Below are 24,064 nucleotides of genomic sequence, written 5' to 3' on the forward strand. Positions count from 1 at the left end.
GATCGTTCTGGCCCTGTAACCTTTCAGATTGGTCCGAATGGTGCTATACGTAGTTACATGCAACGCGAGTATGCGGCTTCGTCGCAAGGCGATTTTGGACCAGGGGTCGCTCCCGCGCTCTCTGCGCGTCCAATCGACTCGCAGGACAATGCGGATCCGGGTGGCGAAATTGGTCAGCGGGTAACGGGTCGCATCAAGTGGTTCGATGCCACCCGCGGCTTCGGATTTCTCGTCAGCGACGCGATCGACGGCGACGTGCTCGTGCATTTTTCCGTCCTTCGCGACCATGGCCGTCGCTCGCTCCCCGAAGGAGCGGTTGTGACTTGCGACGTGGTGCGGCAGGATCGCGGCCTGCAGGCGGTCCGCGTGGTGGAAATCGATCTGGCGCAGGCGGTGGTGGTTCGAAGCACCGCCACGACGTCGGAAGAACGATCGAACCGGACCGCATTGCTGGACGGCGCTGGGCCGTTCGAGCCGGTGGAGGTCAAGTGGTTCAATCGCGTCAAAGGCTATGGCTTCGTCGTTCGGGTGGACAAGCCCGACCAGGACATCTTCCTGCACATGGAAACGGTGCGCCGGGCGGCGCTGAACGACCTTCAGCCGGGCGACCGGCTGGAAGCCAGGATCGCCGAGGGCCGCAAGGGGCTGACCGCGGTCGACCTCCGCGGGGATTGAGCCGGCTGGCGCTGCTGGCGGCATTGCCGCTTGCCCTGACCGCCGCCGCCTGCCAGCCGACCGGCGGTGCAAGCCCCCAGCTCGAACGCTCTGCCGCAGGACTTCAACAAGTGCCCTTGACCGTCCGAACCGCCGCCGGCGCCGTGCATAATTTCACGGTCGAGGTCGCGAGCACGCCCGAGGAGCAGCAGATGGGCCTGATGAACCGCCCGAGCCTCGCCCCCGACCGCGGCATGATCTTTCCCCACGAGCCGCCGCGGATGGCGAGCTTCTGGATGAAGAACACCCTGATCCCGCTCGACATCATCTTCGTCCGTCCCGACGGGACGATCGTGAACATCGCCGAGAATACCGTTCCGCTCAGCCTCGAACCGGTGCCCTCGGTGGAGCCGGTCGGCGCGGTGCTGGAACTGGCTGGCGGGCGCGCCGCCGAACTGGGGATCAAGGCGGGCGACAAAGTGGAGTGGGTGCACACGGCGGCGGCGCAGTAGCGCTTGCCCCTTCCCTCCCGGAACCGCTAGGGGCGCAAGCCATGGGAATCTTGGCGAGCATCTTCACCTGGTGGAACGGCGCGACCATCGGCACCTCGCTGTTCACGCGCCGCCACGGCCGTGAGGTTGGGCGCGACGAGGCCGGCAACATCTACTTCGAGCATCGCAAGGACAAGAACCGGCGGTGGGTGATCTACCACGGGTCCAACGATGCCAGCCGGGCGCCGCCGCACTGGCAGAGCTGGCTTCGCGGCCAACTCGACGATGTGCCGGACAAGTCGCTTCCGCCCGCGCGCAAGTTCCAGAAGCCTGGCCTGCCCAACCTGTCGGGATCGGACGGTACCTATCGCCCTGCGGGATCGCTGTCGCGCGGCGGCAAGCGGCCGGCGGCGACCGGTGACTACCAGGCCTGGACCCCGGACTGAGGTGCTGAAGCCCGTCGCGGCGCTGGTGATCTCAAGCCTGGCGCTGGCCGGGTGCGACCGGCTGCCCGGTCGCGGAGAGCAGCAGCCCGAAAAGGCCGCGGCACCGGTCAAGGCCGAGCCGCTGGCGCCGGGCACCACCCCGATGAACGAACGGGTGGCGGTGCTGGGCATCCTCAACAAGCGCAACGGCATCTCGCGCGATATCCGGATGAGGCCAGGGCAGGCGGTCCGGATCAAGGATCTGATCATTCGCCTGCGGGCCTGCGAGACCACTCCGCCGTGGGAATTCGACCAGCTGACCGGAGCCTTCGTGCAGGTCGACGTGCAGCAGCCCGACGGTGCCTTCAACCGGGTGTTCTCGGGCTGGCTGTACAAGGAAAGCCCGTCGCTGAACGTGGTCGAGAACCGCGTCTACGACGTCTGGCCCAAGAGCTGCACGATGAGCTTCCCCGCCGCGCCCGAGCAGGCCGGCGCCTTGTCGGATGACAGCAGCCCGTCGAGCGACCCCCAGTCGGGCCGTGGCGGATCGCCGGCCGAGCGCAGCGCCTCGCCGAGCAACCCGACGTAGGTCCGGCGCGGGATCTCCACTGCGCCGAGCGAGGCGAGGTGTTCGGTCAGGAACTGGCAGTCGCACAGGGTGAAATGCCCGGCCTTCAGCCGAGCCATGAGAAAGGCTAGCGCGACCTTTGACGCGTCGCGCGCGCGGCTGAACATGCTTTCCGCGAAGAACGCCCGGCCGAGCACCACGCCATAGACCCCGCCGACCAGCGCATCGTCCAGCCAGACCTCGACCGAATGGGCCTGGGCGCGGGCATGGAGGGCCAGCATCGCGCCTTCGATCGGGCGGTTGATCCAGGTCTGCGGCCGGTCCGCGCAGCCGAGCAGGACCGCGGCGAAATCGCGGTCGGCGGTGACGGTGAAACGGCCCGAGCGAAGCCGCTTGGCAAGGCTGCGCGACAGGTGGAAGCTGCTCGGCTGAAGGATCGCGCGGGTGCGCGGCTCGACCCAGAACAGCTCGTCGCTGGCGCGGTCGTCGGCCATCGGGAAGATGCCCGAGGCATAGCCGCGCAGGACGAGGTCGGGATCGAGCGGCAGGCTCATACAAGGCGAGCCTAGCGCCGCCCCGACTGAAAGCGAAGGCTCAGTCCTTCTGCTCTTCCAGCCAGCGTTCGAGCCACTTGATCGTATAGTCGCCGCTGGTGAACGCCGGCTCCTTGAGGATGCGCTGGTGGAGCGGGACATTGGTCTTGGGCCCCTCGAGCACGAACTCCTCGAGCGCGCGGCGGAGACGGCAGATGGCGGCGTCGCGGTCGGCGCCCCACACGATCAGCTTGCCGATCATGCTGTCGTAATAAGGCGGCACCTTGTAGCCCGAATAGAGCCCGCTATCGACGCGGGTCTGGAGCCCGCCGGGAGCGACGAAGTTCTTCACCAGCCCGGGCGAGGGGGCGAAGGTGACGGGGTCCTCGGCGTTGATCCGGCATTCGATCGAATGGCCCTTCAGGACGACCTGGTCCTGGGTCACCGACAGGCCGCGGCCCTCGGCGATGCGGAGCTGTTCGGCCACCAGGTCGAGGCCGCTAATCATCTCGGTCACCGGATGCTCGACCTGCAGCCGGGTGTTCATCTCGATGAAGTAGAATTCGCCATTCTCGTACAGGAATTCGATGGTGCCGGCGCCGCGATAACCCATCTTGGCCATGGCGTCGGCGACGATCCCCCCCATCTGCGCGCGCTGTTCGGCCGAGATGACCGGCGAGGGGGCTTCCTCGATGACCTTCTGGTGGCGGCGCTGGATCGAGCAGTCGCGCTCACCGAGATGGATGGCGGTGCCTTCGCCGTCGCCGAACACCTGGAATTCGATGTGCCGCGGGTCGCCGAGGTACTTTTCCATGTAGACGGTGGGATCGCCGAACGCGGCATTGGCCTCCGACGAGGCCTGCGCCATCAGCGTTTCGAGCTGGTCGGCATCGGGCACAACCTTCATGCCGCGACCGCCGCCGCCCGAAGCGGCCTTGATCAGCACCGGATAGCCGATCTCGTCGGCGATCGCCTTGGCCTCGTCGAGGTCGCTGATCGGACCGGGCGAACCGGGGACGAGCGGCAGGCCGAGCTTGGCGGCGGTGCGCTTGGCCTCGACCTTGTCGCCCATCACCCGGATATGCTCGGGCTTGGGCCCGACCCAGATGATGTTGTGCAGCTCGACGATCTCGGCGAACTGGGCGTTCTCGGACAGGAAGCCGTAGCCGGGGTGGATCGCGTCGGCGTGGACGATCTCCGCCGCCGAAATGATGTTGGGGATGTTGAGGTAGCTGTCGCGTGCGGCGGGCGGCCCGATGCACACCGCCTCATCCGCGAGGCGGACGTGCATGGCATCGGCGTCGGCGGTGCTGTGGACCGCAACCGTGCGGATGCCATGTTCCTTGGCGGCGCGCAGGATTCGGAGCGCGATCTCGCCGCGATTGGCGATCAGCAGCTTGTTGATCGACCGCATCTACTCGATGACCACCATCGGCTGGTCGAACTCGACCGGCTGGGCATTGGCGACGAGCAATTGCGTGACCTTGCCGGCGCGCGGGGCGACGATCGGGTTCATCACCTTCATCGCCTCGACGATCAGCAGGGTGTCGCCCTGCTTCACCGTGTCGCCGATCCCGACAAAGGCCGGGGCGCCGGGTTCGGCGGACAGGTAGCAGGTGCCGACCATCGGCGAGCGGACCAGTTCGCCGGCCTGCTCCATCGGGGCGGCCGGGGTGTCGGTAGCAGCGGCGCCGGCCGGTGCAGCGGAGGTCGCGGCGGCCTGCGGCGCAGCGACGATATGCTGGACCGGGGCGGCGGCGACGGTCAGCTCGCGCTTGACCCGGATCTTGCGATCGCCGTCCTCGACTTCGATCTCGGACAATTCGTTGGCGCTCAGCAGTTCGGCGAGTTCGCGAACCAGACCGGCATCGATGCGCATCTGTTTATGCTCGTCAGACATGAGAAAGTTCCTGTAATCTGTCGCCGCGCGCTCTGTCAGAGCCGGGCGGCGGCGTCCAGTGCCAGCGTGTAGGAGCGGGCGCCGAAGCCGCTGATCGAGCCAACGCACACGGCCGCGATCAGGCTGCGATGGCGGAAGCGTTCGCGGGCATGAGGGTTGCTGAGATGGACCTCAATGACGGGCATCGGGATGGCCGCAACCGCGTCGCGCAGGGCAACCGACGTGTGGGTCAGGCCGCCAGCGTTGAGGATCACCGCGTGCACTCCGCTGTCCGCCGCTTCGTGCAGCCAGTCAATCAGGTGACCTTCGTGGTTCGACTGGCGGACATCGACCTGGAGGCCGAGCGCGGCGGCTTGCTCGAGAAGCCTGGCCGCGATGTCGTCGAGCGTGTCGAAGCCGTAGACTGCGGGCTCGCGGGTGCCGAGGCGGTTGAGGTTGGGGCCGTTCAGGACGAGGATGGTGCGCATTGCCGCCGCTTCATCCGCCACCTAGATGCCAAGGTCAAATGAGCGAAACCGAAACCCACAGCGTCACGGTCAACGGCGAGCATCGCCGGGTAGCCTCTGGAACCACCATCGCCGGCCTGGTCGGCGAACTCGGGCTCGACCCCGCGCGCGTCGCGGTCGAGCGCAATCTTGCGATCGTGCCGCGCTCAACCCTGGCGCAAATGCTGGTCGAGGATGGCGACGATTACGAGATCGTCCATTTCGTCGGCGGCGGCTGAACCCTTTCCTCCTGCGAACGCAGGAGCCCATTGTTCTTAGCGGACGAAGGCAGACGGCACTGGGTCCCTGCTTTCGCAGGAAAAAAGCATGATGACTGAAGACACATGGACCGTCGCCGGGCGCACCTTCTCCTCGCGGCTGATCGTCGGCACCGGCAAGTATAAGAGCCTCGAGCAGAATGCCGCGGCGGTGGCGGCGAGCGGGGCGGAAATCGTCACCGTGGCGGTGCGGCGGGTCAACTTGACCGATCCCAATGCGCCCAAGTTGACTGACTTCATCGACCCCAAGGTCACCACCTACCTGCCGAACACCGCCGGCTGCTTCACCGCGGAGGAGGCGATCCGCACCCTGCGCCTGGCGCGTGAGGCAGGGGGGTGGAAGCTGGTCAAGCTGGAGGTGCTGGCGGAAGCCAAGACGCTCTACCCCGACATGATCGAGACCGTCCGCGCTACCGAACTTCTCACCAAGGAAGGGTTCGAGGTGATGGTCTATTGCACTGACGATCCGATCATGGCCCGCCGCTGCGAGGAAGCCGGGGCGGTGGCGATCATGCCGCTGGGCGCGCCGATCGGATCGGGTCTGGGGGTGCAAAACCCGGTCACCATCCGCCTGATCGTCGAGGGCGCCAAGGTCCCGGTGCTGGTCGACGCCGGGGTCGGCACCGCCAGCGACGCGGCGTTCGCGATGGAGCTGGGCTGCGACGGGGTGCTGATGAACACCGCCATCGCCGAGGCCAAGGACCCGATCCTGATGGCCCGCGCGATGAAGGCGGCGGTGGAGAGCGGCCGCCTCGCCTATCGCGCCGGACGGATGGGCAAGCGGATGTACGCCGATCCGTCGAGTCCGCTGGCCGGGCTGATCTGAAACCGGCGCTCAGCTCAGCGGCTGGTCGATGCTGGGCGGCGGGGTGGTGAACCACCTGGGGCCGCCTGGCGTCATGTGAAAGCAATCTTCCAGCCGCACGCCGAAGCGCCCGGGAAGGTAGAGGCCGGGCTCGTTCGAGAAGCACATGCCGGGGGCGAGCCTCGTGGTTTCGCCGCGGACGAGGTTGACCGGTTCGTGGCCTTCCATGCCGATGCCGTGGCCGGTGCGGTGCGACAGGCCGGGGAGCTTGTAGTCGGGGCCGTAGCCCCAGCTTGCGTACGCCGTGCGAACCGCGTCATCGACGCTTCCGGCCGACGCTCCGATCCGTGCTGCGGCGAGCGCGATCTGCTGGCCGCGGTGGACCTGTTCCCACACCTTGCGCTGCTCGGCGTTCGGCTTGCCGTCGAAGACGAAGGTGCGGCTGATGTCGGACTGATAGCCGTGAACGCTGCAGCCGCCATCGATCAGAACGAGGTCGCCGGGGGCGAGGGTGTGCTGCTTCTTGGAGCCGTGGGGCAGGGCCGAGGCTTCGTTGATAAGAACGAGGTTGCCGTCGGCATCACCGCCCAGCGCCTTGGAGGCCGCAACGATGGCGGCGCTGATGTCGCCGCCGGTCATGCCCGGCTTGAGGTTGGCATGAGCCGTGCGGAAGGCGGCGATGGTGATGTCGCTGGCGGCCTGCATCAGCGCGAGTTCGGCCGGGGACTTGATCATCCGCTGGGCGCGGACGACGGCATTGGCACTGACGATTCGGGTGGCGGGCAGTTGCGCCGCGAGACGATCGCCGAGGAAGAAGCGGTTGGTTTCCTCAAAGGCGACGGGCTGGCCGGCGACCTTCCGTTCGCGGAGGAAGTCGGCGACGAGCTTTAGCGGTTCCTCGTCCTCCTGCCAGGTGCGTATCTCGGCTGGCACTTCGAGCTGTTCGGCGATGCTCGGCTGTTCGAAGAAGGGGGTGACGATGATCGGGTCGCCCTCGGCCGGAATCACGACGCCGGTCAGCCGCTCGCTGCGCCACCACTGGATGCCGGTATAATAGTCGAGGCTCGCCCCGGACTCGACCAGCATGGCACCGAGGCGATTGGCGCGAAGCAGCTGCTGCGCACGGCGAAGACGAGCGATCCGCTCCGCCGCGCTGATGGGCGGTGGCAGGGGACGCCGGACCACCTGTTCGGCAACCGTGGCGGCAAGCCCTCGGGCAGGAATCGCGAGCGCCGCGCTCAGCGCGCCCGCGCCGCCCAAGAACGATCGGCGATGAATGGCTGCATTGGTCACAAGCGTCACTCCTTGCTGCTCACTGCCGCGCTCCAACGAGATGGAAGCGGGTCTGCCGCCCGTCCAGGTAGCGTATCGTCCGGCCGTCGAAGAAGGCGTTCTCCTCCTGTCGGAAATCGATCTCCTGCCCGTTCCATTCGGGCACATTGGCCTTGGCGTTGAGCTCGATCGACCAGGCGGTGTTGGGGCGGAGGGGACGCTCGCCGCGGGGGTCGGGGTTCTGATTGTCCCAGAAGCCGATGCTGCTGCCCGCGCCGTGGCCGTGGAAGCCGATCGGGTGGGAGTAGATGGACGGGGTGAGGCCCGCGGCGATGGCCTTGGCGCGGGCGGCGGCGAGGATCTGGTTGCCGGTGAGGCCGGTGCGGAAGCTGCCCGTCAGCGCGTCCTGCACGCGGTTGGCGGCGGCGAGGCCGTCGCGCAGGCCCCTGGGCGCGTCGCGCTCCCCGGGCTTCAGCACGTAGCCGAGCTGTTGCACGTCGCTGTTGAGGCCGAGGTAGGTGATGCCGAAGTCGGTCCACAGCATGTCGCCGGGGCGGATGACCTCGTCGTTCTGGAGCGCGGCGGGCTGCCCGGCGCGGAAGATCGATAGCGAGGGGTGGAACCACACCTGCATACCGAGGCTGCTGACTTTTTCGCGCATCCACCAGCGGACGTCGTTGGCGGTGGTCTTGCCGGGCGTGATGACCTTGGCGCTGAGCGCTTCGGCGATGATCGCGTGGGTGATGTGGAGGAGCTGCGGATAGACCTGCATCTCCTGCGCGGTGCGGGTCTCCATCCAGCCGACCGCCAGTTCGTCGGTCCGGACGAGGCGGCTGCGGTAGGGGGCGGGGAGGGCGGCGAGGAGGCCTTCATATTGGCTCAGCGTCAGGCCGTCGGCGAACTGGCTGAGGGCCGAGCTGTTGATGGCGATGCGCTTGGGGTTGCGGGCAGCGACCAGCTGGCCGAGCGCTTTCCACTGGTCGGGCTCGGCCTCCGGGTTCCAGGCGGGCTGGAACAGGCCGGCGAGGCCGTAGCGGCTGACGGTCAGGCGCTCGATCGGCTTGCCGGCGCCGGGGTCGAAGAAGACCAGGATCGTGCGGCGCCGGGCGTGCATGTTCTCGGCGTCGAGCATGGTCATGACGACCGGATCCTCGACATATTCGCGGGCGATCAGCACCCACATGTCGATCTTCTGCTCGCGCATCAGGGCGGGGACGATCGTGTCGAGGCGGTCGGCGAGGAGCTTGTCCTCGAGCGTGGCACGTTCGCGCAGGGAGAGGACGCTCGGGGCCGCTGTGGGTTGCGCCGCGACCGGCGCCGCGAGGCCGACCAGCAGGCAGGCGGCGAGGCCGAGATAGTTGATCATGAATCCCCCTTGTAGCGAGATCAGGTCCGCGCCTTGTCCCGCAGGGCCGAGATGGTGGTCTGGTTGGTGATTACCTCGACATCGGTCTTGAGGTGGAGGAGGCGGATGCCCTTGCGGCCGAGTGCCTCGTCGAGCGCCGGGGCGAACTCCTCGGTCCGCTCGACCGTCGCCGACCATGCGCCATAGGCCCGGCCGAGCGCGGCGAAGTCGGGGTTGGCGAGGGTGGTGGCGGACAATCGCTCGGGATAGTCGCGTTCCTGGTGCATGCGGATGGTGCCGTAGCTGCCGTTGTCGACGACGATGACGAGCAGGTCGGCGCCATATTGCGCGGCGGTGGCGAGCTCCTGCCCGTTCATCAGGAAGTCGCCGTCGCCCGCGACGCACAGCACCGAGCGGTCCTTGAAGCGCAGCGCGGCGGCGACCGCGGCGGGGAGGCCATAGCCCATGGTGCCGCTGGTCGGCGCCAGCTGGCACGGGGTCGCGGCATAGCGCCAGTAGCGGTGGACCCAGCCCGAGAAATTGCCCGCGCCGTTGCACACGATGGTGTCGGCCGGAAGCTTGTCGCGGAGAAGCGCGACGCACGGGCCGAGGTCGAGGGTCACGCCGTCGCGCGGGGCCGGCTCGCTCCAGGCGAGATAGTCGGCATGGGCTTCGCGCCCAGCACCGAACGGCAGCAGGTCGTCGTCTTCCCACGCATCGAGGTCCTGCGCGAATTCGCCCATGTCCGAGCAGATCGGCAGGTCGGCGTGATAGACCCGGCCGAGTTCGTTGGGGTCGGGGTGGACGTGGATGATGATCTGGCCGGGATGGTCGGGGGTGATCAGCGTGTAACCGTCGGTGGTCGCTTCGCCGAGCCGGGCGCCGACCACCAGCAACAGGTCAGCCTCCTTCACCCGCTGGACCAGCTTCGGATTCGGACCGTAGCCGAGGTTGCCGGCATAGACCGGGCAGTCGTTGGCGATCGCATCCTGGCGGCGGAAGGCGGCGGCGACGGGGATTCCGGTACGCGCGGCCCAGGCGCTGAAATGATGCGCGGCGCAGGGGCTCCAGTCGGCGCCGCCGACGATCGCGACGGGCGCGGCGGCGTCCTTGAGCAGTTCGTGCAGGGTGGCGATGGCCGAAGGGTCGGGATGCTCGACCACCGGCGGCATTGCCGGGCGATCCAGCGCTTCGACCTCGTCGCGGAGCATGTCCTCGGGCAGCGCGAGAACGACGGGTCCGGGGCGGCCGGCGGTGGCGACGCGCCAGGCGCGGGCGACATATTCGGGGATCCGGCGGGCGTCGTCGATCCGCGCAGCCCATTTGGCGATCGGGCCGAAGAAGGCGGGGAAGTCGATTTCCTGGAAACCTTCGCGGTCCTTGTCGCGGCGGTCGAGGTCGCCGACGAACAGGATCATCGGGGTCGAATCCTGGAAGGCGATATGGACGCCGGGGGTGGCGTTGGTGGCGCCGGGCCCGCGGGTGACGAAGGCGATTCCGGGGCGGCCGGTCAGCTTGCCGTCGGCCTCGGCCATGTAGGACACGCCGCCTTCCTGGCGGCAGACGACCACGTCGATCTCGGGCGTGTCGTGGAGGGCGTCGAGAACGGCGAGGAAGCTTTCACCGGGCACGGTGAACAGGCGGTCGCAGCCCTGGATTCGGAGCTGGTCGACGAGAAGGCGTCCGCCGGTGCGGAGATTGGGCGCGGTCATGCGCCGGTCTTAGGTTGCGAGCCGCGTTTCCACCAGCCGGATTGCTTCGGCCAATGCCTCGTCCGGGCCCATCGCACTGGTGTCGAGCAGCAGCGCATCGTCGGCCATCACCAGCGGGGCGGCGGAGCGGCCGGAGTCGCGCTCGTCGCGGGCGCGCAGGTCGATGAGGATCTCCTCGAGGTGGACCGGGAGGCCGGCTGCGGTGAGCTCGGCGTGGCGGCGGCGAGCGCGTTCGTCGATGCTGGCGGTGACGAACAGCTTGGCTGGGGCGTGCGGGGCTATCACCGTGCCGATGTCGCGCCCGTCGAGCACGGCGCCATCGGGGCTTCCGGCGAATTCGCGCTGGCGTTCGAGCAGGGCGGCGCGGACGGCGGGATAGGCGCTGACCCGGCTGGCGATCCCTCCGACCATCTCGCTGGTGAGTTCGGGGTCGTCCATCAGCCCGGCGACCTCGTGCACCGCGCGCAGCGCTGCGAATTCGCTGTCGGGATCGCCGCCCCAGCGCAGCAGCGACAGGGCGACCGCGCGGTAGAGCTTGCCGGTGTCGAGGTGGGGCAGGCCGTAGTGGCGGGCGAGGCCGCGGGCGACGGTGCCCTTGCCGCTCGCCGCGGGGCCGTCGACGGCGATGACGAGGGGAGTGGTGGCCATGGGCGCGGGCTTTGACAGCCACCCCCCGCTATGGCAAGGCGCGCCCCGATCAGCCGGGGCAGCAATGCCGCCGGACGTTATTCAATTGGAGATCTTCAGCCCATGGTGAAGCCCGAGTGGGGCGCCAAACGCACCTGCCCCAAGTGTGCGACCCGTTTCTACGATCTCGGCAAGGACGATCCGGTGACCTGCATCGAATGCGGCAACACCTTCGTCCCTGAACCGGTGCTCAAGTCCAAGCAGCCGATGCCGTTCGAACAGGTCTCTGTCGCGGCGCCGTCGGCGGCTCCCGACTCCGATCTGGGGGCCGAGGATCTGGCCCTGCCGGACGAGGACGAGGAGCCCAGCGCCGACGACGAGGTCGATCTGTCGACCGGCGACGACGACCTGGGTGTCGAGACCAAGAACGAAGACGAGGATAACAACTGAGCCGGCGACACGCCGCTTGATTGTCTACCGGAAAGGGCGGGGCTTCGGCTCCGCCCTTTTTCGTTGTGGGTGGCGCACGCGCCGGGCAAAGAAAAAGGCCGCCCCGAAGGACGGCCTTTTAGAATGATGGTGGAGCCGTGGGGGATCGAACCCCAGACCTTCGCAATGCCATCGCGACGCTCTCCCAGCTGAGCTACGGCCCCGTGTGAGCGCGCCTTTAAGGGCCTTCTTTGCGCCTGCCAACCCCTTTGTTGCCCGGATTGGCGGTGGAGCGTCTAAAATGAGAAAGGGCACCGGTTTCCCGATGCCCTTTCCACTCAAGCGCCCGCCAGGCGCGGCGATCAGCTCGTCTTGTTGAGGTTGTCGCCGACGTTGCTGAAAGTCTTGTTGAGGTTGCCACCGATGCTTGTGAGCGCAGTAATCGCGGCGACCGCGATCAGGGCTGCGATAAGGCCATATTCGATGGCGGTGGCGCCATCCTCGCTGGCCAGCATCTTCGTGAAGAGTGTCATTGTCGGTTCCCCCGATAGTCCTGAACCCGGAGCTTCCCCCACAGTCGGAAGCTACGCCCTGGAACCGGTACCCTCGGCCGAAAAGGTTAGTATTTGGTGAAATTCCGCGCTTCCCGGCGGCGGAAGCCGCAGACAAGCGAAGGGCCCCGCCGCTGCCTCGGAGGAGGCGGCGACGGGGCCCTGCTCATTCAGTCTCAATCAGACGAAGATCAGGTCGTCTTGTTGAGGTTGCCAGCGACGTTGGTGAAGGTCTTGTTGAGGTTACCACCGATGCTGGTCAGCGCGGTGATCGCGGCGACGGCAATGAGAGCGGCAATCAGGCCGTACTCAATCGCGGTGGCGCCGTCTTCGTTGTTCAGCATCTTGATGAAATTGGTCATGTCCGGTCTCCTAGTTCCACTTGTCCCCCGGGGGCGGCCCCGGCACCGTCAGACGTTCAATCAGCCCGTCGGTCGAGAGTGGTTCTAGGAGGCAAGGAGTTAAAGAGTGGTTGAACCGGCAGGTAAACGGATGTTCACCAAACAAAAGTGTCAGCGCCCTTCCGACAGGATGCCCTCGGCCATCGTGGAGAGGCGATCCACCCAAGCCTCGATACCGTCCATTATAGGGGCTTCGGAGCCGTTCGGGCCCGGCGCGCGGCGCGGCACGCGATAACCGGCCGGGAGGGCGGACGCGCTCCGCCCGTCGACGCTGAGGGCAGGGGCCATGAAGCCCCGCCAGATCTGCGCCGGCATCGTGCCGCCCGAGACCGCCTTGCCAAGCGACTTGTTGTCGTCGCGCCCGACCCACACGCCGACCACCAGGTCGCCGGCGAAGCCAACGAACAGGGCGTCGCGATTGTCCTGGCTGGTCCCGGTCTTGCCAAAGGTGGCGGTGGCGAGCGCCGCCTTGCGCCCGGTGCCTTCGTTGGCGGCGGCCCATAACAGGTCGAGCATCGGACGCCAGTCGCGCCCCTCGTCGAGGCGGCCGCTGCGGCCGAACAGGGTGGCGGTGAAGTCCTGCGTCTCGATGCCCGCGCCGGCCGGGGGCAGGCCGCTGGCCGTGACCGGATAGCGCCCGCCGGCTACCGCGGCATAAGCGGCGGTGAGTTCAAGCAGGCTGACCCCGGCGGTGCCGAGCGCGACGCTGGGCGAATCGGGGAGCGGGGTGGAAATGCCGAGTTCGCGCGCGGTGCTCAGCACCTTGGCCCGGCCGACCTCTTCCGACAGGCGGACGGTGGCGGCGTTGCTGGAGCGGGCAAAGGCCTGCTGCAGCGTCACCGGCCCGCGGAACACGCCGTCGTTGTTGGCCGGGCTCCACCCGTCGATGGTGATCGGGCTGTCCTGGATGATCGAATCGGGGCGATAGCCCGCCCGCAGCGCGGCGAGATAGACGAACAGTTTGAACGCCGAGCCGGGCTGGCGGCGGGCTTGCGTTGCGCGATTGAAGGTCGATTCCTTGTACGACCGCCCGCCGACCATCGCGACCACCCGGCCGTCGGGGCGCATCGCGACAAGCGCGGCCTGGACCCCGGGGGCGAGCGCCGCATTGCCGATCGCGCGTGCCGCCAGCCGCTGCAGGTCGGCGTCGAGCGTGCTGGTGACCCTCACTTCGCCGAAGTCGGTCTCGAAGGCGTCGGCCGCCTGGGGCGCCATCCAGTCGGCGAAATAGGTGCCGGTCGGGACCTTGCGGGTGCGCCGGATCGCGCGCGCCGGGGCGGCGAGCGCAGCGCGGGCCTGGGCCGGGGTGATGGCGTCGGTATCGCTCATCGCCTTCAGCACCAGCGCGGCGCGCTTGCGGGCGCCGGCGAGGTTGCGGGTCGGCGCGAGCCGGCTCGGCGCCTGCACCAGCCCGGCCAGCATCGCCGACTGGGCAAGGGTGAGCTGTTCGGGCTGCTTGCCGAAATAATGGCGCGAAGCGGCGCGCAGTCCATAAACGCCGTCGCCGAAATAGACCGATGACAGGTAGCGGGTGAGGATCTCGTCCTTGGTCAGCCGGCCTTCCAGCCAGAAGGCGATGATCACTTCCTGCGCTTTGCGCTTGAGCGCCCGGTCCGAGGACAGGAAGCTAGTCTTGGCGAGCTGCTGGGTGAGGGTTGAGCCGCCTTGCCGGACGCCGCCGGCCTGGAAGTTGGCGACCATCGCCCGCCCGATCGCGCGCGGGTCGATGCCCCAGTGGCGGTAGAAGCGGCGGTCCTCGATCGCGACAAAGGCGGCCGGGGTGTAGGGTTTCAATTTGGCGATCTCGACCGGCGCTTCCTTGATCGCGCCGCGGCGCGCGATCGGGCGGCCCTCGCTCGAGACGATCAGCATCGCCGGATTGGGCAGCGGTTCCAGCGCGCGGCCGAGCGGGGCGGTGATGACCAGCCATAGGAGGGTGATCAGGACCAGCGCGGTGAACCCCATCAGCCCCCAGCGAAGCCACGGGCGGCGCGGGCCGGTGCCGGCGGGTGCCTCGGGCGGAGGCGGGGTGCCAGCGCCCGAGTCGGGGGCGCGGAACTGCGCTGCCTGCGCGGAGCGGTCGAGCCAGGTGGTTGAGGGTGCGTCGGCGACGGTGTCGGGCGCGGCCGGACGCGGCCTGGCCCGCTTCCACCACCGCGCCTTACGCACCCTGGGCGCACCGCCGAACAGCGGGGCGGCGAAGGGATCGGGCAGATCCTCTACGTTGCGACCGTCTCGCTGCCAGGGTGAGTCGCGATCCGCCATGCCTCAAACTCGTTCAAGTGACCTACGGCCCTAATACAGCTCGAAAGCCGTGACTAGGGTCTCAATGCTCGTCGCCGCTCTTGGTCTCGGCGGCGGCGCTCGGCTAGAGGGGGCGAGTGACGCGCCACCAAAACCCTTGCAGGCTGAGACGAGGCATGGCGGCCCTGTTGCTGCTCGCCGCTGTCACGGGGCTTAACGGCTGCCGCAAGGCCGAGGGCGGGGCGGTCGATGCGGTGGTGATCGCCGAGCGGCCGCCGAAGCTCGCCGATCCGCTTGCCGCCGACCTTGCGCCCGCCGACCTGCTGCTGGTCGGCAACGTCGCGCAGGGGCTGGTGCGATTCGACGCGGCGGGCGACATTGCGCCGGGCCTGGCCGAACGGTGGGCGGTGAGCGACGACGGGCTGAGCTATGTCTTCCGCCTGCGCACCGCGTCGTGGAGCGACGGGCGCAAGGTCCGGGCGCGCGACGTGGTCCGGCTGATCGAGCGCCAGCTCGACCGCCGCAGCCGTAATCCGCTGTTCGATACCATCGGCGCGGTGCGCGAGGTGGTGGCGATGACCGACCGCGTCATCGCGGTGGAGCTGAACGCGCCGCGGCCGCACCTCCTGCAACTACTCGCCCAGCCGGAATTCGGCCTGGTTCGGGGCGGGGGCGGGACCGGACCGTTCACCGACAGCACCGAGGGCGGGGCGATCGATTTGGTCCGAACGCTGCCGGGATTCGACGGCGACGAAGCGCAGCAGCAGCGGGTGCGGCTCACCGCCGCACCGGCCCAGCGCGCGATCGAATCGTTCGTCGGCGGCGACAGCGAGTTGGTGCTGGGCGGGACGGTGGCCGATTTCCCGCTCGCCAGCGCTGCGAAATTGCCGCGCAACACGCTTCGGATCGACCCGGTGCTGGGGCTGTTCGGGCTGGTCCCCGCGCGTGACGAGGGGCCGGCGGCAGATCTCGAGACCCGCGCCCTGCTCGACGAGGCGATCGACCGCGACGCGCTGGTCGCCGCGCTGGCGGTGCCCGGGCTGCAGCCCCGGCTGAGCCTGCTCCAGCCAGGACTGGACCTCGCCGACGGACCGGCCCTGCCGGCATGGGCGCCGCTGACCCTCGAGCAGCGTCGCCCCGACCTGCTGGTCCGGGCCCGGGAAATCTTTCCGTTGGCGAGCGGGAGCCAGCCACCGCCCACATTGGAGCCGCGCAAGACCATAAGCCTCGCTCTGCCGGACGGTCCGGGCGGAGCGATCATCCTCGCGCGGCTCAAGGCGGACTGGGAGCCGCTGGGCGTGCAGGTGGTCGAAGCAGGAGACGGGCCAGCCGACTTCCGCTTCATCGACGAGGTCGCGCCGTCGAGCTCACCGGCCTGGTTCCTGCGCCGCTTCCGCTGCGAGTTCACCGCGATCTGTTCGGAGCAGGCCGACCAGTTGCTCGATGCCGCGCGGCTGACCGGCTTTCCCCCGCAGCGCGCGCGCTTCTTCGTCGATGCCGAGCGGATCATGCGCGAGGAAGTGCTGTTCCTGCCGATCGCCGCGCCGGTCCGCTGGTCTCTGGCCGGGCGCGACGTCCAGGGCTTCGCCGAAAACCGCTTCGGGCGCCACACGCTGACGGACTTGCGGATGGCGCCGAACGCACGAGATTAGAGCCATGACCACGCAAACCCGCCGCTACGTCCGCGACCTGCCGCTCGGCACCGATCCGCGCCATGTGCGCCAGCGGCTCGAAGCGCTTGAGCATCTGCTCGAGCGGGCGCTGCCCATCCCCGGCACCAGCAAGCGGGTCGGACTCGACGTGCTGCTCGACTTCGTGCCCGGGATCGGCCCGACGGTCGGCGCGGGTCTTGGCGCCTATCTGGCGTGGGAGGGCCGCAACCTCGGCATGAGCAAGTGGCAGATCGCGCGGATGGGCAAGAATATCGGGATCGACTGGCTGCTCGGGATGATCCCGGTCGTTGGTGCGATCCCCGACTATTTCTTCAGGTCGAACACTCGCAACTTGCGGATCATCAAGAAGCATCTCGACAAGCACCACCCCGCTGCCCGGACCATCGACGTCCCGCCGCTGCGGTAAAACGCCTTCCAGGAAACTTTCCCATGTACGATTTCAAGATCGCGGCCGCCGACAAGGCGACGCTCTACGCCGACCTGCTGGCTGCACTCGACGGACTGACCTCGGGGGAGCGTGACGGGATCGCCAACATGGCCAATGCAGCGGCGCTGATCTGGGAAACGCTCCCGGGCCTCAACTGGGCGGGCTTCTATCGCAACGTCGGGGGCGAGCTGGTGCTGGGGCCGTTCAACGGGCGCCCGGCCTGCATCCGGATCCCGTTCGGGCGCGGGGTGTGCGGGACCGCGGCGGCCACGCTGGAAGTGCAGCGGATCGACGACGTCCACGCTTTCCCCGGCCACATCGCCTGCGACGCGGCGAGCCAGAGCGAGCTGGTGGTGCCGATCGTGCGCGGGGGCGAACTGCTGGCGGTGCTCGACCTCGATTCGCCGGAGAAAGCCCGCTTCGACGCCGAGGACGAAGCGGGCTGTGTCTCGATCTGTAGGTTGCTGGCGGAGCGGCTGTAAAAACCCACTCCGCCGACCGATCTTAGATGACGGTGTTTTCGGCCACCATCGCGTTGACGATCTGACCCGGGGTCATGATCGCCGAGCGGCCGCTGATCCACATCGAACCGAACAGCGCACCGACGGTGTTTCCCTTGCCTTCCTGACGATGGATGCCGCTCAGCGGAATGACCTTGCCATTGACGTTGAGCTGCTTGAACGCGATCTCGAACTTGCCCGACTTGCCGCCGATGGCCTTGCCGGTCTTCCACTTGATCATGCCCAGCGCCTTGGAGCCGCGGGGAACCGCGACGACGCCGTTTTCCACCACGTCGCTGACAACGGTGAACTCGAACGAATCGCCGACCTTGACCTTCGAACTGGCGATTTCGGCCATTGGCGTCATCGCGACCATGGTGCCGGCACGGACCATGACGGGTGCGGTGCTGGACATGGCCGAGGCGCTGCCTGCGACCTGGGCGACGCCGGCGGTGGCGACGCAAAGAGCGGCGGCAGCGACGCCGGCGCGAACGATGTGATGCATTTATTGTCCCCCATTGAAACTAGGCCCCGCTTGGAGCCGGAGACCTTGTTTCGCCTTCGCTGCGTATCCGCAACCAACAAGAAGTTAACGGGTGAGGGAAAACTGCCGATCGTGGCGCCGGGGCCTCAGCTCAGCGCTTCCAGTCGTTCGTCGCTGAGGCCGCCGGGGATCAGCATGACCGGGCAGGGGAGCTTGCCCGAGTCGCTGCCGGTGAAGGCGGCGACCAGTGGGCCGGGGTCACCGCTCGGCGCGGTGCCGAGGACGAGGGCGGCGATGTCCTCGCGGCTCCCGAGCAATTCGCGGACGATGGCAGCCGGCTCGCCTGCGCGAATCAGGATCGCGCCGGGGCGAAGCGCCTCGGTGCCGGGCAGTTCGCCGAGCGCTTCGGCGACTTCGGCCTCGATCCGTAGCTGCTGCTCTTCCTCGATCGCGGCCTGGACCCCGCCCCACTGGACGAAATCCTGGCCCGAGATGATAGCCAGCACTTCGAGCGCGCCGCCGGTCTTGGCGGCACGGCGGGCGGCGAAGCGGAGGGCGGCGCGGGCCTCCCCGCTGTCGTCCATCACCACCAGATAGGTGCGCTTCGGCATGCTCATAAACCCGTCAGTGCCTCGCGGCTGCTTGACGGGCAAGGGGTGTATCGTCTTTCAGAGAACCGAACCCGTCTCTCCCGTTGCCCCAAAGGTCCATCATGGCGATCGAACTCAAGATGCCCGCTTTGTCCCCCACCATGGAGGAAGGGACCCTCGCCAAATGGCTGGTCAAGGAGGGTGACACGGTGTCGAGCGGTGACATCCTGGCCGAGATCGAGACCGACAAGGCGACCATGGAATTCGAAGCGGTCGACGAAGGCGTGGTCACCAAGATCCTGGTTGCCGAGGGCACCGACGGGGTGAAGGTCGGAACGCCGATCGCGCTGATCGGCGCGGAAGGCGAGGAGGCCGCGCCCGCTCCTGCGCCAGCAGCAAAGCCGGCCGAGGACAAGCCCGCCGCCCCGGCGCCCGAGCCCAAGGCTGAAGCCGCGGCGCCGGCCCCGACCGCGCCTGCTCCGGTGGAAACGCCGGCCGCTCCTGCCCAGCCGGTGGCCCCAGCCAGGGCCGACGGCGACCGGGTCAAGGCCAGCCCGCTCGCGCGCAAGTTGGCGCAGGCGCAGGGGATCGACCTGTCGACGCTGCAGGGCTCGGGCCCCGGCGGGCGGATCGTTCGCGCTGACCTCGGCAAGGCCGCCGGCGGTGCCGCCGCTCAGCCGCAGGCCCAGGCCGCCGCGCCCGCCGCTGCTGCTGCGCCGGCCGCTGCTGCCACTCCGGCCCAGCCGTTCAGCACCGACATTCCGCATGAAGCCGTCAAGCTCAGCAACATGCGCAAGACCATCGCCCGCCGCCTGAGCGAAGCGAAGCGCGACATTCCGCACATCTACCTGACGGTCGACGTCCGCCTCGACGCGCTGCTCAAGCTGCGCAGCGAGCTCAACGCGGGGCTGGCGGGCCGCAAGATCAAGCTCAGCGTCAACGACCTGCTGATCAAGGCGCTGGCGGTGGCGCTCGAGGCGGTGCCCGAGTGCAACGTCAGCTTCACCCCCGACCAGCTGATCATGTACCAGCGCTCCGACATCGCGGTCGCGGTCAGCATTCCGGGCGGGCTGATCACCCCGATCGTCGCCGACGCCGCGGCCAAGTCGGTCAGCCGCATCAGCCAGGAAGTCACCGAGCTCGCCGGCCGAGCCAAGGAAGGCAAGCTGCAGCCGCACGAATATCAGGGCGGCACCGCGAGCCTGTCGAACATGGGCATGTTCGGGATCAAGCAGTTCGACGCCGTCATCAACCCGCCCCAGGCGATGATCCTCGCGGTCGGCGCGGGCGAGAAGCGGCCGTGGGTCGACGGTGACGAGCTGACGGTCGCCACCGTGATGAGCATCACCGGCAGCTTCGACCACCGCGCCATCGACGGTGCGGACGGCGCGCGGCTGATGAAGACGCTCAAGGAACTGATCGAAAGCCCGCTCGGCCTCGTTGCCTGACGTGGCGCGCGAGGCGCTCATCCGCACCACCGCGATGCCGACCGACACCAACCCCTATGGCGGCGTGTTCGGGGGGTGGTTGATGGGACAGATGGGGCTGGCCTGCGGGAGCTTTGCCTCGCGGCATAGCGCGGGGAAGGCGATCCTGGTCGGGGCGGAGAAGCTCAAATTCCCGGGCATGATGGCGGTGGGCGATGAGCTCAGCGTTTATGTCGAGTTGGTGAAGCAGGGCCGCACTTCGCTGCTGTTGCGCGCCGAGGGCATCGCGCGGGTGCGGGACGGGAACGCCGAGACGTTAGTGGCGGAGGGCGAGTTTACCTTCGTCGCGTTGGACGAGAACAACAGGCCGCGGCCGATCGCGGCGAAGGAAGAAGAGAATGGCTGAAAATTACGACCTCATCGTGCTGGGCTCGGGCCCCGGGGGCTATGTCGCGGCGATCCGGGCGGCGCAGCTGGGGCTCAGGGTCGGAATCGTAGAGCGCGAGAGCCTGGGCGGCATCTGCCTCAACTGGGGGTGCATCCCGACCAAGGCGCTGCTGCGCTCGGCCGAGATCCTTCATTATGCGCAGCATGCTGAGGACTATGGCCTGAAGCTCGCCGGCAAGATCGAGGCCGACCTCGCGGCAGTGGTGAAGCGCAGCCGCGGCGTCGCCAAGCAGCTCAATCAGGGCGTCACGCACCTGATGAAGAAGAACAAGATCACGGTGCACATGGGCACCGGCACGATGACCGGCCCGACCACCATGAAGGTGAAGAGCGACAAGGGCGAGGAGCAGTTATCGGCCAAGCACGTCATTCTGGCGCTCGGCGCCAGGGCGCGCGACCTGCCGTTTGCCAAGGCCGACGGCCAGCGCATCTGGACCTATCGCCACGCAATGACCCCGGCCGAGATGCCGACCAAGCTGCTGGTCATCGGATCGGGCGCGATCGGGATCGAGTTCGCGAGCTTCTACAACGACATGGGGGCCGAGGTGACCGTGGTCGAGATGCTCGACCGGATCGTCCCCGTCGAGGATGCCGAGGTGTCGGCGCTGCTCGAGAAGAGCCTGACCCGGCAGGGCATGACGATCATGACCGGCGCCGGCGTCGAGTCGATCGCGACCTCGGCCTCGGCCGTGAAGGCCAGGATCAAGGGCAAGGACGGCAAGGTCGCCGAGCAGGACTTCAGCCACTGCATCGTCGCGGTCGGGATCGTGCCCAATACCGAGAATGTCGGGATCGACGCGATGGTCGAGATGGACCGCGGCTTCATTCAGATCGACCCCTACGGCCGGACCAAAAGCAAGGGCTTGTGGGCGATCGGCGACTGCACCCCGGGGCCGTGGCTGGCGCACAAGGCGAGCCACGAAGGCGTCACCGCCGCCGAGGCGATCGCGCAGGAGCTCGGCAACAAAGAGGTGCATCCGCATCCGCTCGACCGCTCGAGCATCCCGGGCTGCACCTATTGCCACCCGCAGGTCGCGTCGGTCGGGCTGACCGAGGCCAAGGCCAAGGAGCTTGGCCATGAGGTCAAGGTCGGCAAATTCCCCTTCATCGGCAACGGCAAGGCGATCGCACTTGGGGAGACCGAGGGCTTCATCAAGACGGTGGTCGACGCCAAGACCGGCGAGCTGCTCGGCGCGCACATGATCGGGGCCGAGGTCACCGAGCTGATCCAGGGCTATACGGTCGGCAAGACCGCCGAACTAATCGACGAGGATTTCGCGCAGACGATCTTCCCGCACCCAACCTTGAGCGAGATGATGCACGAAAGCATCCTGGCCGCGGACGGGCGCGTGCTGCATATGTAGTTCGACAATCGATACCGGGGGACATGATGAGGGCATTCCTGTTGGCTGCGGCCGCGCTTGCGGCGGCTGCGCCCGCCACCGCCGAGAAGGTTGTGGTGACCGCCGACCGGATGCTCGACGTCCAGACCGGGCGGATGGTCGAATTTCCCGCCATCTTCATCGGCGACGATGGCCGGATCACCTCGGTTGCGGACGCGCGGACCGTGCGGTGGAGCTCGGACGTCCGCCACATCGCGCTCAATGGCAAGACGCTGGTGCCGGGCCTCATCGACATGCACGTCCACCTCGACAGTCCGGCCGACATCGGCGGCTATCGCGGGCTTGAATATACCGACAGCTTCTTCGGCATGGTGGCGGTCAAGAATGCCCGCGAAATGCTGGACGCGGGCTTCACCACCGTCCGCAACGTCGGATCGAGCAATCGCAATGACATTGGTCTCAAGCAGGCGATCACGGACGGCTATGCGGTGGGGCCGCGGATCATGCCCGCCGGATTCTCGCTAGGCGCAACCGGCGGCCATTGCGACAGCACCTTCCTCCCGCCCAGCCTGGAAAAGGCGAAAAAGGAGGAAGGCGTCGGCGACGGGGTCGAGGAGCTTCGCTACCAGGTCCGCCGGCAGCGCAAGTTCGGCGCCGAGGTGATCAAGGTGTGCGCCACCGGCGGCGTCTTCTCGCGCAATACCGAGCCCGGCCAGCAGCAGCTCTCAGAGACCGAATTGCGCGCGATCGCCGATGAGGCGCACCAGTGGGGCCTGCGGGTCGCCGCCCACGCCCATGGCGCCGACGGGATCAAGGCTGCGGTTCGGGCCGGGATCGACACGATCGAGCATGCCAGCCTGGCCGATGACGAGGGGATCAAGCTGTGCGCGGCGCGGGCGCGGCCGTGCTGGTTCTCGATGGATATCTACAACACCGACTATACTCAGGCCGAGGGCAAGAAGAACGGCATCCTCGAGGACAACCTCCGCAAGGACCGCGAGATCGCCGAGATCCAGCGTCAGAACTTCCGCAAGGCGCACCGCGCGGGGGTGAAGATGGTCTATGGCACCGACGCGGGCGTTATGCCGCATGGCAAGGCCGGGCGTCAGTTCGCGGTGATGGTGCGGTGGGGGATGACCTCGCTTGAGGCGATCCGCGCCGCGACCCGCAATGCCGCGCAGGCGCTGGGCCGGGAAGGGGATGTCGGCGCCATTGCCGTCGGCCGCTTCGGCGACATGGTCGCGGTGACCGGCGATCCGCTGGCCGACGTCCGGGTGCTGGAGAAGCCCGACGCGGTGATCAAGGGCGGGCAAGTGGTCGGGGGCGCGCTACCGCCCAAAGGCTGAGCGGAACGCCCCGCTGCCTGCATGGTTGGCACCATGACGTCATGAACAGGTGCCTTCATCCATGAACAAGCTTCTTATCGCCGTGTCACTCGGCGCGTTGTCGCTGTCCGCCTGCAAGCAGGAGGGCACCAGCATCTCCAACAATCAGACGCAGGGCCAGACCGACGAGGCGGTGGTCGACAACAGCGCCGACGCCGGCGGCAACCAGAGCATGGAAGCGATGGCGTCCGCCGACAAGGCTTACGTCCAGAATGCTGCGGCCAGCGACCTGTTCGAGATCGAGACCAGCCGCCTGGCCCTCGAAAAGGCCACGCTGCCATCCCTCAAGACTTATGCCCAGACGATGATCGACGAGCATACCAAGTCGAGCAACGAACTGAAGGCGGCCTGTTGCCAGAACGGGATCGTAATCCCCGCCGCGCTGCCGGCCGACAAGCAGGCCAAGCTTGACGCGCTGAAGGGTCTCAGCGGCGCCGCGTTCGACCGCCAGTATCTCGCCGACCAGCGTGCCGGACATCAGGACACGCTGGCCAAGGTGAATGCGTATCTCACCGCCGCGCCGGCCGGGCCGCTCAAGGACCATGCGGCCAAGGTCACCGGCATCGTCCAGAAGCACCTCAATTTCCTGGAGAACATCAAGTGAGCGACACGACCACCACCAAGAAGGGCTATTGCGCCGACATCGAAGAAGCGACCATCGCCAACAACGATTTCCGCCGCGTCCTCTACACCGGTGAGCACCTGCAACTGGTGCTGATGAGCCTGGCCCCGGGCGAGGAGATCGGCGAGGAGACCCATGAGGACCGCGACCAATTCTTCCGCTTCGAGGAAGGGGAGGGCGTGGTCGTCATCGACGGCGTGGAGAACAAGGTCGAGGACGATTTCGCCGTGATCGTGCCGGCCGGCGCCTGCCACAACGTCAAGAATACCGGCGAGGAGCCGCTGCAATTCTATTCGCTCTACGGCCCGCCCGAGCACAAGGATCAGGTCATCCACAAGACTAAGGCCCAGGCCGAAGCCGACCATGACAATGACGAGTGGGACGGCAAGACCACCGAGTGAGGCTTGCCTGATGCCCCGTCCGCTCTAGGCTGCGCTGGAACGCAA

28 protein-coding genes, 1 tRNA gene and 1 pseudogene are annotated in these 24,064 nt (G+C 67.7%); 16 read left to right on the plus strand and 14 right to left on the minus strand.

The genetic code is table 11. The features are described from left to right. The first annotated feature begins 57 nt into the window (after positions 1-57). The 4 genes and pseudogenes from M1K48_RS13270 to M1K48_RS14355 form a co-directional block, all read left to right on the plus strand. Positions 58-675: a cold-shock protein gene (locus M1K48_RS13270; RefSeq protein ID WP_319941178.1), complete on the plus strand. Its 618-nt coding sequence runs from the start codon at positions 58-60 to the stop codon at positions 673-675. After that, positions 672-1,166, plus strand: a complete 495-nt coding sequence (locus M1K48_RS13275; RefSeq protein WP_249503674.1) for a DUF192 domain-containing protein — start codon at positions 672-674, stop codon at positions 1,164-1,166. The genes M1K48_RS13270 and M1K48_RS13275 overlap by 4 nt, the downstream gene beginning before the upstream one ends. Before the next feature lie 41 nt (positions 1,167-1,207). Further along, positions 1,208-1,591, plus strand: a complete 384-nt coding sequence (locus M1K48_RS13280) for an NADH:ubiquinone oxidoreductase subunit NDUFA12 (RefSeq protein ID WP_249503675.1) — start codon at positions 1,208-1,210, stop codon at positions 1,589-1,591. A gap of 208 nt (positions 1,592-1,799) precedes the next feature. After that, a pseudogene (locus M1K48_RS14355) lies at positions 1,800-1,967 on the plus strand (DUF2155 domain-containing protein); the annotation flags it as partial. Positions 1,968-2,002: 35 nt separating this feature from the next. Here the strand turns inward: M1K48_RS14355 and aat are convergent. The 4 genes from aat to aroQ are packed head-to-tail and all read right to left on the minus strand — an operon-like array spanning position 2,003 to position 5,038. After that, positions 2,003-2,692: a leucyl/phenylalanyl-tRNA--protein transferase gene (gene aat, locus M1K48_RS13290; protein WP_249503676.1), complete on the minus strand. Its 690-nt coding sequence runs from the start codon at positions 2,690-2,692 to the stop codon at positions 2,003-2,005. Between the two features lie 40 nt (positions 2,693-2,732). Continuing rightward, positions 2,733-4,085, minus strand: a complete 1,353-nt coding sequence (accC, locus tag M1K48_RS13295) for an acetyl-CoA carboxylase biotin carboxylase subunit (protein WP_249503677.1) — start codon at positions 4,083-4,085, stop codon at positions 2,733-2,735. Next, on the minus strand, positions 4,086-4,571 hold the full coding sequence (gene accB / locus M1K48_RS13300) for an acetyl-CoA carboxylase biotin carboxyl carrier protein (RefSeq protein WP_249503678.1): 486 nt from the start codon (positions 4,569-4,571) through the stop codon (positions 4,086-4,088). Positions 4,572-4,606: 35 nt separating this feature from the next. After that, the gene (gene aroQ, locus M1K48_RS13305) at positions 4,607-5,038 is read right to left on the minus strand and encodes a type II 3-dehydroquinate dehydratase (protein ID WP_249503679.1); all 432 of its coding nucleotides are present in this window, start codon (positions 5,036-5,038) and stop codon (positions 4,607-4,609) included. Positions 5,039-5,076: 38 nt separating this feature from the next. On the opposite strand from aroQ, the gene thiS reads away from it, so the two are divergent. Further along, positions 5,077-5,295 (plus strand): sulfur carrier protein ThiS, encoded by a 219-nt coding sequence (thiS, locus tag M1K48_RS14440; protein ID WP_249503680.1) that lies wholly within the window; start codon positions 5,077-5,079, stop codon positions 5,293-5,295. Between the two features lie 88 nt (positions 5,296-5,383). Then, positions 5,384-6,160, plus strand: coding sequence for a thiazole synthase (locus M1K48_RS13315; protein ID WP_406696824.1), 777 nt, complete (start codon positions 5,384-5,386; stop codon positions 6,158-6,160). 9 nt (positions 6,161-6,169) lie between these two features. On the opposite strand, the gene M1K48_RS13320 is transcribed toward M1K48_RS13315, so the two are convergent. Genes M1K48_RS13320 through M1K48_RS13335 form a run of 4 tightly spaced genes read right to left on the minus strand, consistent with a single transcriptional unit; the run spans position 6,170 to position 11,116 of the window. After that, a complete protein-coding gene (locus tag M1K48_RS13320; protein WP_249503681.1) occupies positions 6,170-7,432 on the minus strand; it encodes a M24 family metallopeptidase in 1,263 nt (420 codons plus the stop codon). Positions 7,433-7,451: 19 nt separating this feature from the next. After that, complete coding sequence (locus tag M1K48_RS13325) at positions 7,452-8,777, minus strand: M24 family metallopeptidase (protein WP_249503682.1); 1,326 nt, start codon at positions 8,775-8,777, stop codon at positions 7,452-7,454. Between the two features lie 20 nt (positions 8,778-8,797). Continuing rightward, positions 8,798-10,468 (minus strand): thiamine pyrophosphate-binding protein, encoded by a 1,671-nt coding sequence (locus M1K48_RS13330; protein WP_249503683.1) that lies wholly within the window; start codon positions 10,466-10,468, stop codon positions 8,798-8,800. Between the two features lie 9 nt (positions 10,469-10,477). After that, complete coding sequence (locus M1K48_RS13335; protein ID WP_249503684.1) at positions 10,478-11,116, minus strand: (d)CMP kinase; 639 nt, start codon at positions 11,114-11,116, stop codon at positions 10,478-10,480. A 102-nt stretch (positions 11,117-11,218) separates the two neighbouring features. Between M1K48_RS13335 and M1K48_RS13340 the strand changes: the two genes are divergently transcribed. Continuing rightward, positions 11,219-11,545, plus strand: a complete 327-nt coding sequence (locus M1K48_RS13340; RefSeq protein ID WP_168068160.1) for a TIGR02300 family protein — start codon at positions 11,219-11,221, stop codon at positions 11,543-11,545. 127 nt (positions 11,546-11,672) lie between these two features. Here the strand turns inward: M1K48_RS13340 and M1K48_RS13345 are convergent. From M1K48_RS13345 to M1K48_RS13360, 4 genes are all read right to left on the minus strand, one after another. Continuing rightward, positions 11,673-11,748: transfer RNA gene (locus M1K48_RS13345), tRNA-Ala, on the minus strand. Positions 11,749-11,886: 138 nt separating this feature from the next. Then, on the minus strand, positions 11,887-12,057 hold the full coding sequence (locus M1K48_RS13350) for a Flp family type IVb pilin (RefSeq protein ID WP_249503685.1): 171 nt from the start codon (positions 12,055-12,057) through the stop codon (positions 11,887-11,889). Positions 12,058-12,266: 209 nt separating this feature from the next. Further along, positions 12,267-12,437 carry a Flp family type IVb pilin gene (locus tag M1K48_RS13355; RefSeq protein WP_249503686.1) on the minus strand — a complete coding sequence of 57 codons (171 nt, stop codon included), beginning with the start codon at positions 12,435-12,437 and terminating at the stop codon, positions 12,267-12,269. Between the two features lie 150 nt (positions 12,438-12,587). Next, entirely contained in the window at positions 12,588-14,741 is a 2,154-nt protein-coding gene (locus M1K48_RS13360) for a transglycosylase domain-containing protein (protein ID WP_249503687.1), read from the minus strand. Positions 14,742-14,896: 155 nt separating this feature from the next. On the opposite strand from M1K48_RS13360, the gene M1K48_RS13365 reads away from it, so the two are divergent. The 3 genes from M1K48_RS13365 to M1K48_RS13375 are packed head-to-tail and all read left to right on the plus strand — an operon-like array spanning position 14,897 to position 17,302. After that, positions 14,897-16,372: an ABC transporter substrate-binding protein gene (locus M1K48_RS13365; protein ID WP_249503688.1), complete on the plus strand. Its 1,476-nt coding sequence runs from the start codon at positions 14,897-14,899 to the stop codon at positions 16,370-16,372. Between the two features lie 4 nt (positions 16,373-16,376). After that, the gene (locus M1K48_RS13370) at positions 16,377-16,799 is read left to right on the plus strand and encodes a DUF4112 domain-containing protein (protein WP_249503689.1); all 423 of its coding nucleotides are present in this window, start codon (positions 16,377-16,379) and stop codon (positions 16,797-16,799) included. A gap of 23 nt (positions 16,800-16,822) precedes the next feature. Further along, positions 16,823-17,302, plus strand: a complete 480-nt coding sequence (locus M1K48_RS13375; protein ID WP_249503690.1) for a GAF domain-containing protein — start codon at positions 16,823-16,825, stop codon at positions 17,300-17,302. 22 nt (positions 17,303-17,324) lie between these two features. On the opposite strand, the gene M1K48_RS13380 is transcribed toward M1K48_RS13375, so the two are convergent. Further along, positions 17,325-17,825, minus strand: coding sequence for a hypothetical protein (locus M1K48_RS13380; protein ID WP_249503691.1), 501 nt, complete (start codon positions 17,823-17,825; stop codon positions 17,325-17,327). Between the two features lie 125 nt (positions 17,826-17,950). After that, positions 17,951-18,415 carry a universal stress protein gene (locus M1K48_RS13385; RefSeq protein ID WP_249503692.1) on the minus strand — a complete coding sequence of 155 codons (465 nt, stop codon included), beginning with the start codon at positions 18,413-18,415 and terminating at the stop codon, positions 17,951-17,953. A gap of 101 nt (positions 18,416-18,516) precedes the next feature. On the opposite strand from M1K48_RS13385, the gene M1K48_RS13390 reads away from it, so the two are divergent. The 6 genes from M1K48_RS13390 (at position 18,517) to M1K48_RS13415 (ending at position 24,019) form a co-directional block, all read left to right on the plus strand. Further along, entirely contained in the window at positions 18,517-19,842 is a 1,326-nt protein-coding gene (locus tag M1K48_RS13390) for a pyruvate dehydrogenase complex dihydrolipoamide acetyltransferase (RefSeq protein WP_249503693.1), read from the plus strand. A gap of 1 nt (position 19,843) precedes the next feature. After that, positions 19,844-20,227: an acyl-CoA thioesterase gene (locus M1K48_RS13395; protein WP_319941214.1), complete on the plus strand. Its 384-nt coding sequence runs from the start codon at positions 19,844-19,846 to the stop codon at positions 20,225-20,227. After that, positions 20,220-21,632: a dihydrolipoyl dehydrogenase gene (gene lpdA / locus M1K48_RS13400; RefSeq protein ID WP_249503695.1), complete on the plus strand. Its 1,413-nt coding sequence runs from the start codon at positions 20,220-20,222 to the stop codon at positions 21,630-21,632. The genes M1K48_RS13395 and lpdA overlap by 8 nt, the downstream gene beginning before the upstream one ends. A 26-nt stretch (positions 21,633-21,658) precedes the next feature. Next, complete coding sequence (locus M1K48_RS13405; protein WP_249505268.1) at positions 21,659-22,957, plus strand: Xaa-Pro dipeptidase; 1,299 nt, start codon at positions 21,659-21,661, stop codon at positions 22,955-22,957. A gap of 61 nt (positions 22,958-23,018) precedes the next feature. After that, positions 23,019-23,600, plus strand: a complete 582-nt coding sequence (locus tag M1K48_RS13410; protein WP_249503696.1) for a DUF4142 domain-containing protein — start codon at positions 23,019-23,021, stop codon at positions 23,598-23,600. Then, positions 23,597-24,019, plus strand: a complete 423-nt coding sequence (locus tag M1K48_RS13415) for a cupin domain-containing protein (RefSeq protein ID WP_249503697.1) — start codon at positions 23,597-23,599, stop codon at positions 24,017-24,019. The genes M1K48_RS13410 and M1K48_RS13415 overlap by 4 nt, the downstream gene beginning before the upstream one ends. Positions 24,020-24,064: the final 45 nt, after the last annotated feature.

Source organism: Sphingomonas glaciei, assembly GCF_023380025.1.
GTDB classification, from domain to species: Bacteria; Pseudomonadota; Alphaproteobacteria; order Sphingomonadales; family Sphingomonadaceae; genus Sphingomicrobium; species Sphingomicrobium glaciei.

Excerpts from the sequence above, each read along its gene's own strand:
- thiS (WP_249503680.1), top strand. The coding sequence starts at position 5,077 with ATGAGCGAAACCGAAACCCACAGCGTCACGGTCAACGGCGAGCATCGC.
- M1K48_RS13325 (WP_249503682.1), bottom strand. The coding sequence starts at position 8,777 with ATGATCAACTATCTCGGCCTCGCCGCCTGCCTGCTGGTCGGCCTCGCG.
- accC (WP_249503677.1), bottom strand. The coding sequence starts at position 4,085 with ATGCGGTCGATCAACAAGCTGCTGATCGCCAATCGCGGCGAGATCGCG.
- M1K48_RS13370 (WP_249503689.1), top strand. The coding sequence starts at position 16,377 with ATGACCACGCAAACCCGCCGCTACGTCCGCGACCTGCCGCTCGGCACC.
- M1K48_RS13360 (WP_249503687.1), bottom strand. The coding sequence starts at position 14,741 with ATGGCGGATCGCGACTCACCCTGGCAGCGAGACGGTCGCAACGTAGAG.
- M1K48_RS13390 (WP_249503693.1), top strand. The coding sequence starts at position 18,517 with ATGGCGATCGAACTCAAGATGCCCGCTTTGTCCCCCACCATGGAGGAA.
- aroQ (WP_249503679.1), bottom strand. The coding sequence starts at position 5,038 with ATGCGCACCATCCTCGTCCTGAACGGCCCCAACCTCAACCGCCTCGGC.
- M1K48_RS13380 (WP_249503691.1), bottom strand. The coding sequence starts at position 17,825 with ATGCATCACATCGTTCGCGCCGGCGTCGCTGCCGCCGCTCTTTGCGTC.
- M1K48_RS13315 (WP_406696824.1), top strand. The coding sequence starts at position 5,384 with ATGATGACTGAAGACACATGGACCGTCGCCGGGCGCACCTTCTCCTCG.
- M1K48_RS13375 (WP_249503690.1), top strand. The coding sequence starts at position 16,823 with ATGTACGATTTCAAGATCGCGGCCGCCGACAAGGCGACGCTCTACGCC.
- M1K48_RS13340 (WP_168068160.1), top strand. The coding sequence starts at position 11,219 with ATGGTGAAGCCCGAGTGGGGCGCCAAACGCACCTGCCCCAAGTGTGCG.
- M1K48_RS13330 (WP_249503683.1), bottom strand. The coding sequence starts at position 10,468 with ATGACCGCGCCCAATCTCCGCACCGGCGGACGCCTTCTCGTCGACCAG.
- M1K48_RS13270 (WP_319941178.1), top strand. The coding sequence starts at position 58 with ATGCAACGCGAGTATGCGGCTTCGTCGCAAGGCGATTTTGGACCAGGG.
- M1K48_RS13365 (WP_249503688.1), top strand. The coding sequence starts at position 14,897 with ATGGCGGCCCTGTTGCTGCTCGCCGCTGTCACGGGGCTTAACGGCTGC.
- M1K48_RS13350 (WP_249503685.1), bottom strand. The coding sequence starts at position 12,057 with ATGACACTCTTCACGAAGATGCTGGCCAGCGAGGATGGCGCCACCGCC.
- M1K48_RS13280 (WP_249503675.1), top strand. The coding sequence starts at position 1,208 with ATGGGAATCTTGGCGAGCATCTTCACCTGGTGGAACGGCGCGACCATC.
- aat (WP_249503676.1), bottom strand. The coding sequence starts at position 2,692 with ATGAGCCTGCCGCTCGATCCCGACCTCGTCCTGCGCGGCTATGCCTCG.
- M1K48_RS13335 (WP_249503684.1), bottom strand. The coding sequence starts at position 11,116 with ATGGCCACCACTCCCCTCGTCATCGCCGTCGACGGCCCCGCGGCGAGC.
- M1K48_RS13355 (WP_249503686.1), bottom strand. The coding sequence starts at position 12,437 with ATGACCAATTTCATCAAGATGCTGAACAACGAAGACGGCGCCACCGCG.
- accB (WP_249503678.1), bottom strand. The coding sequence starts at position 4,571 with ATGTCTGACGAGCATAAACAGATGCGCATCGATGCCGGTCTGGTTCGC.
- M1K48_RS13385 (WP_249503692.1), bottom strand. The coding sequence starts at position 18,415 with ATGCCGAAGCGCACCTATCTGGTGGTGATGGACGACAGCGGGGAGGCC.
- M1K48_RS13410 (WP_249503696.1), top strand. The coding sequence starts at position 23,019 with ATGAACAAGCTTCTTATCGCCGTGTCACTCGGCGCGTTGTCGCTGTCC.
- lpdA (WP_249503695.1), top strand. The coding sequence starts at position 20,220 with ATGGCTGAAAATTACGACCTCATCGTGCTGGGCTCGGGCCCCGGGGGC.
- M1K48_RS13405 (WP_249505268.1), top strand. The coding sequence starts at position 21,659 with ATGAGGGCATTCCTGTTGGCTGCGGCCGCGCTTGCGGCGGCTGCGCCC.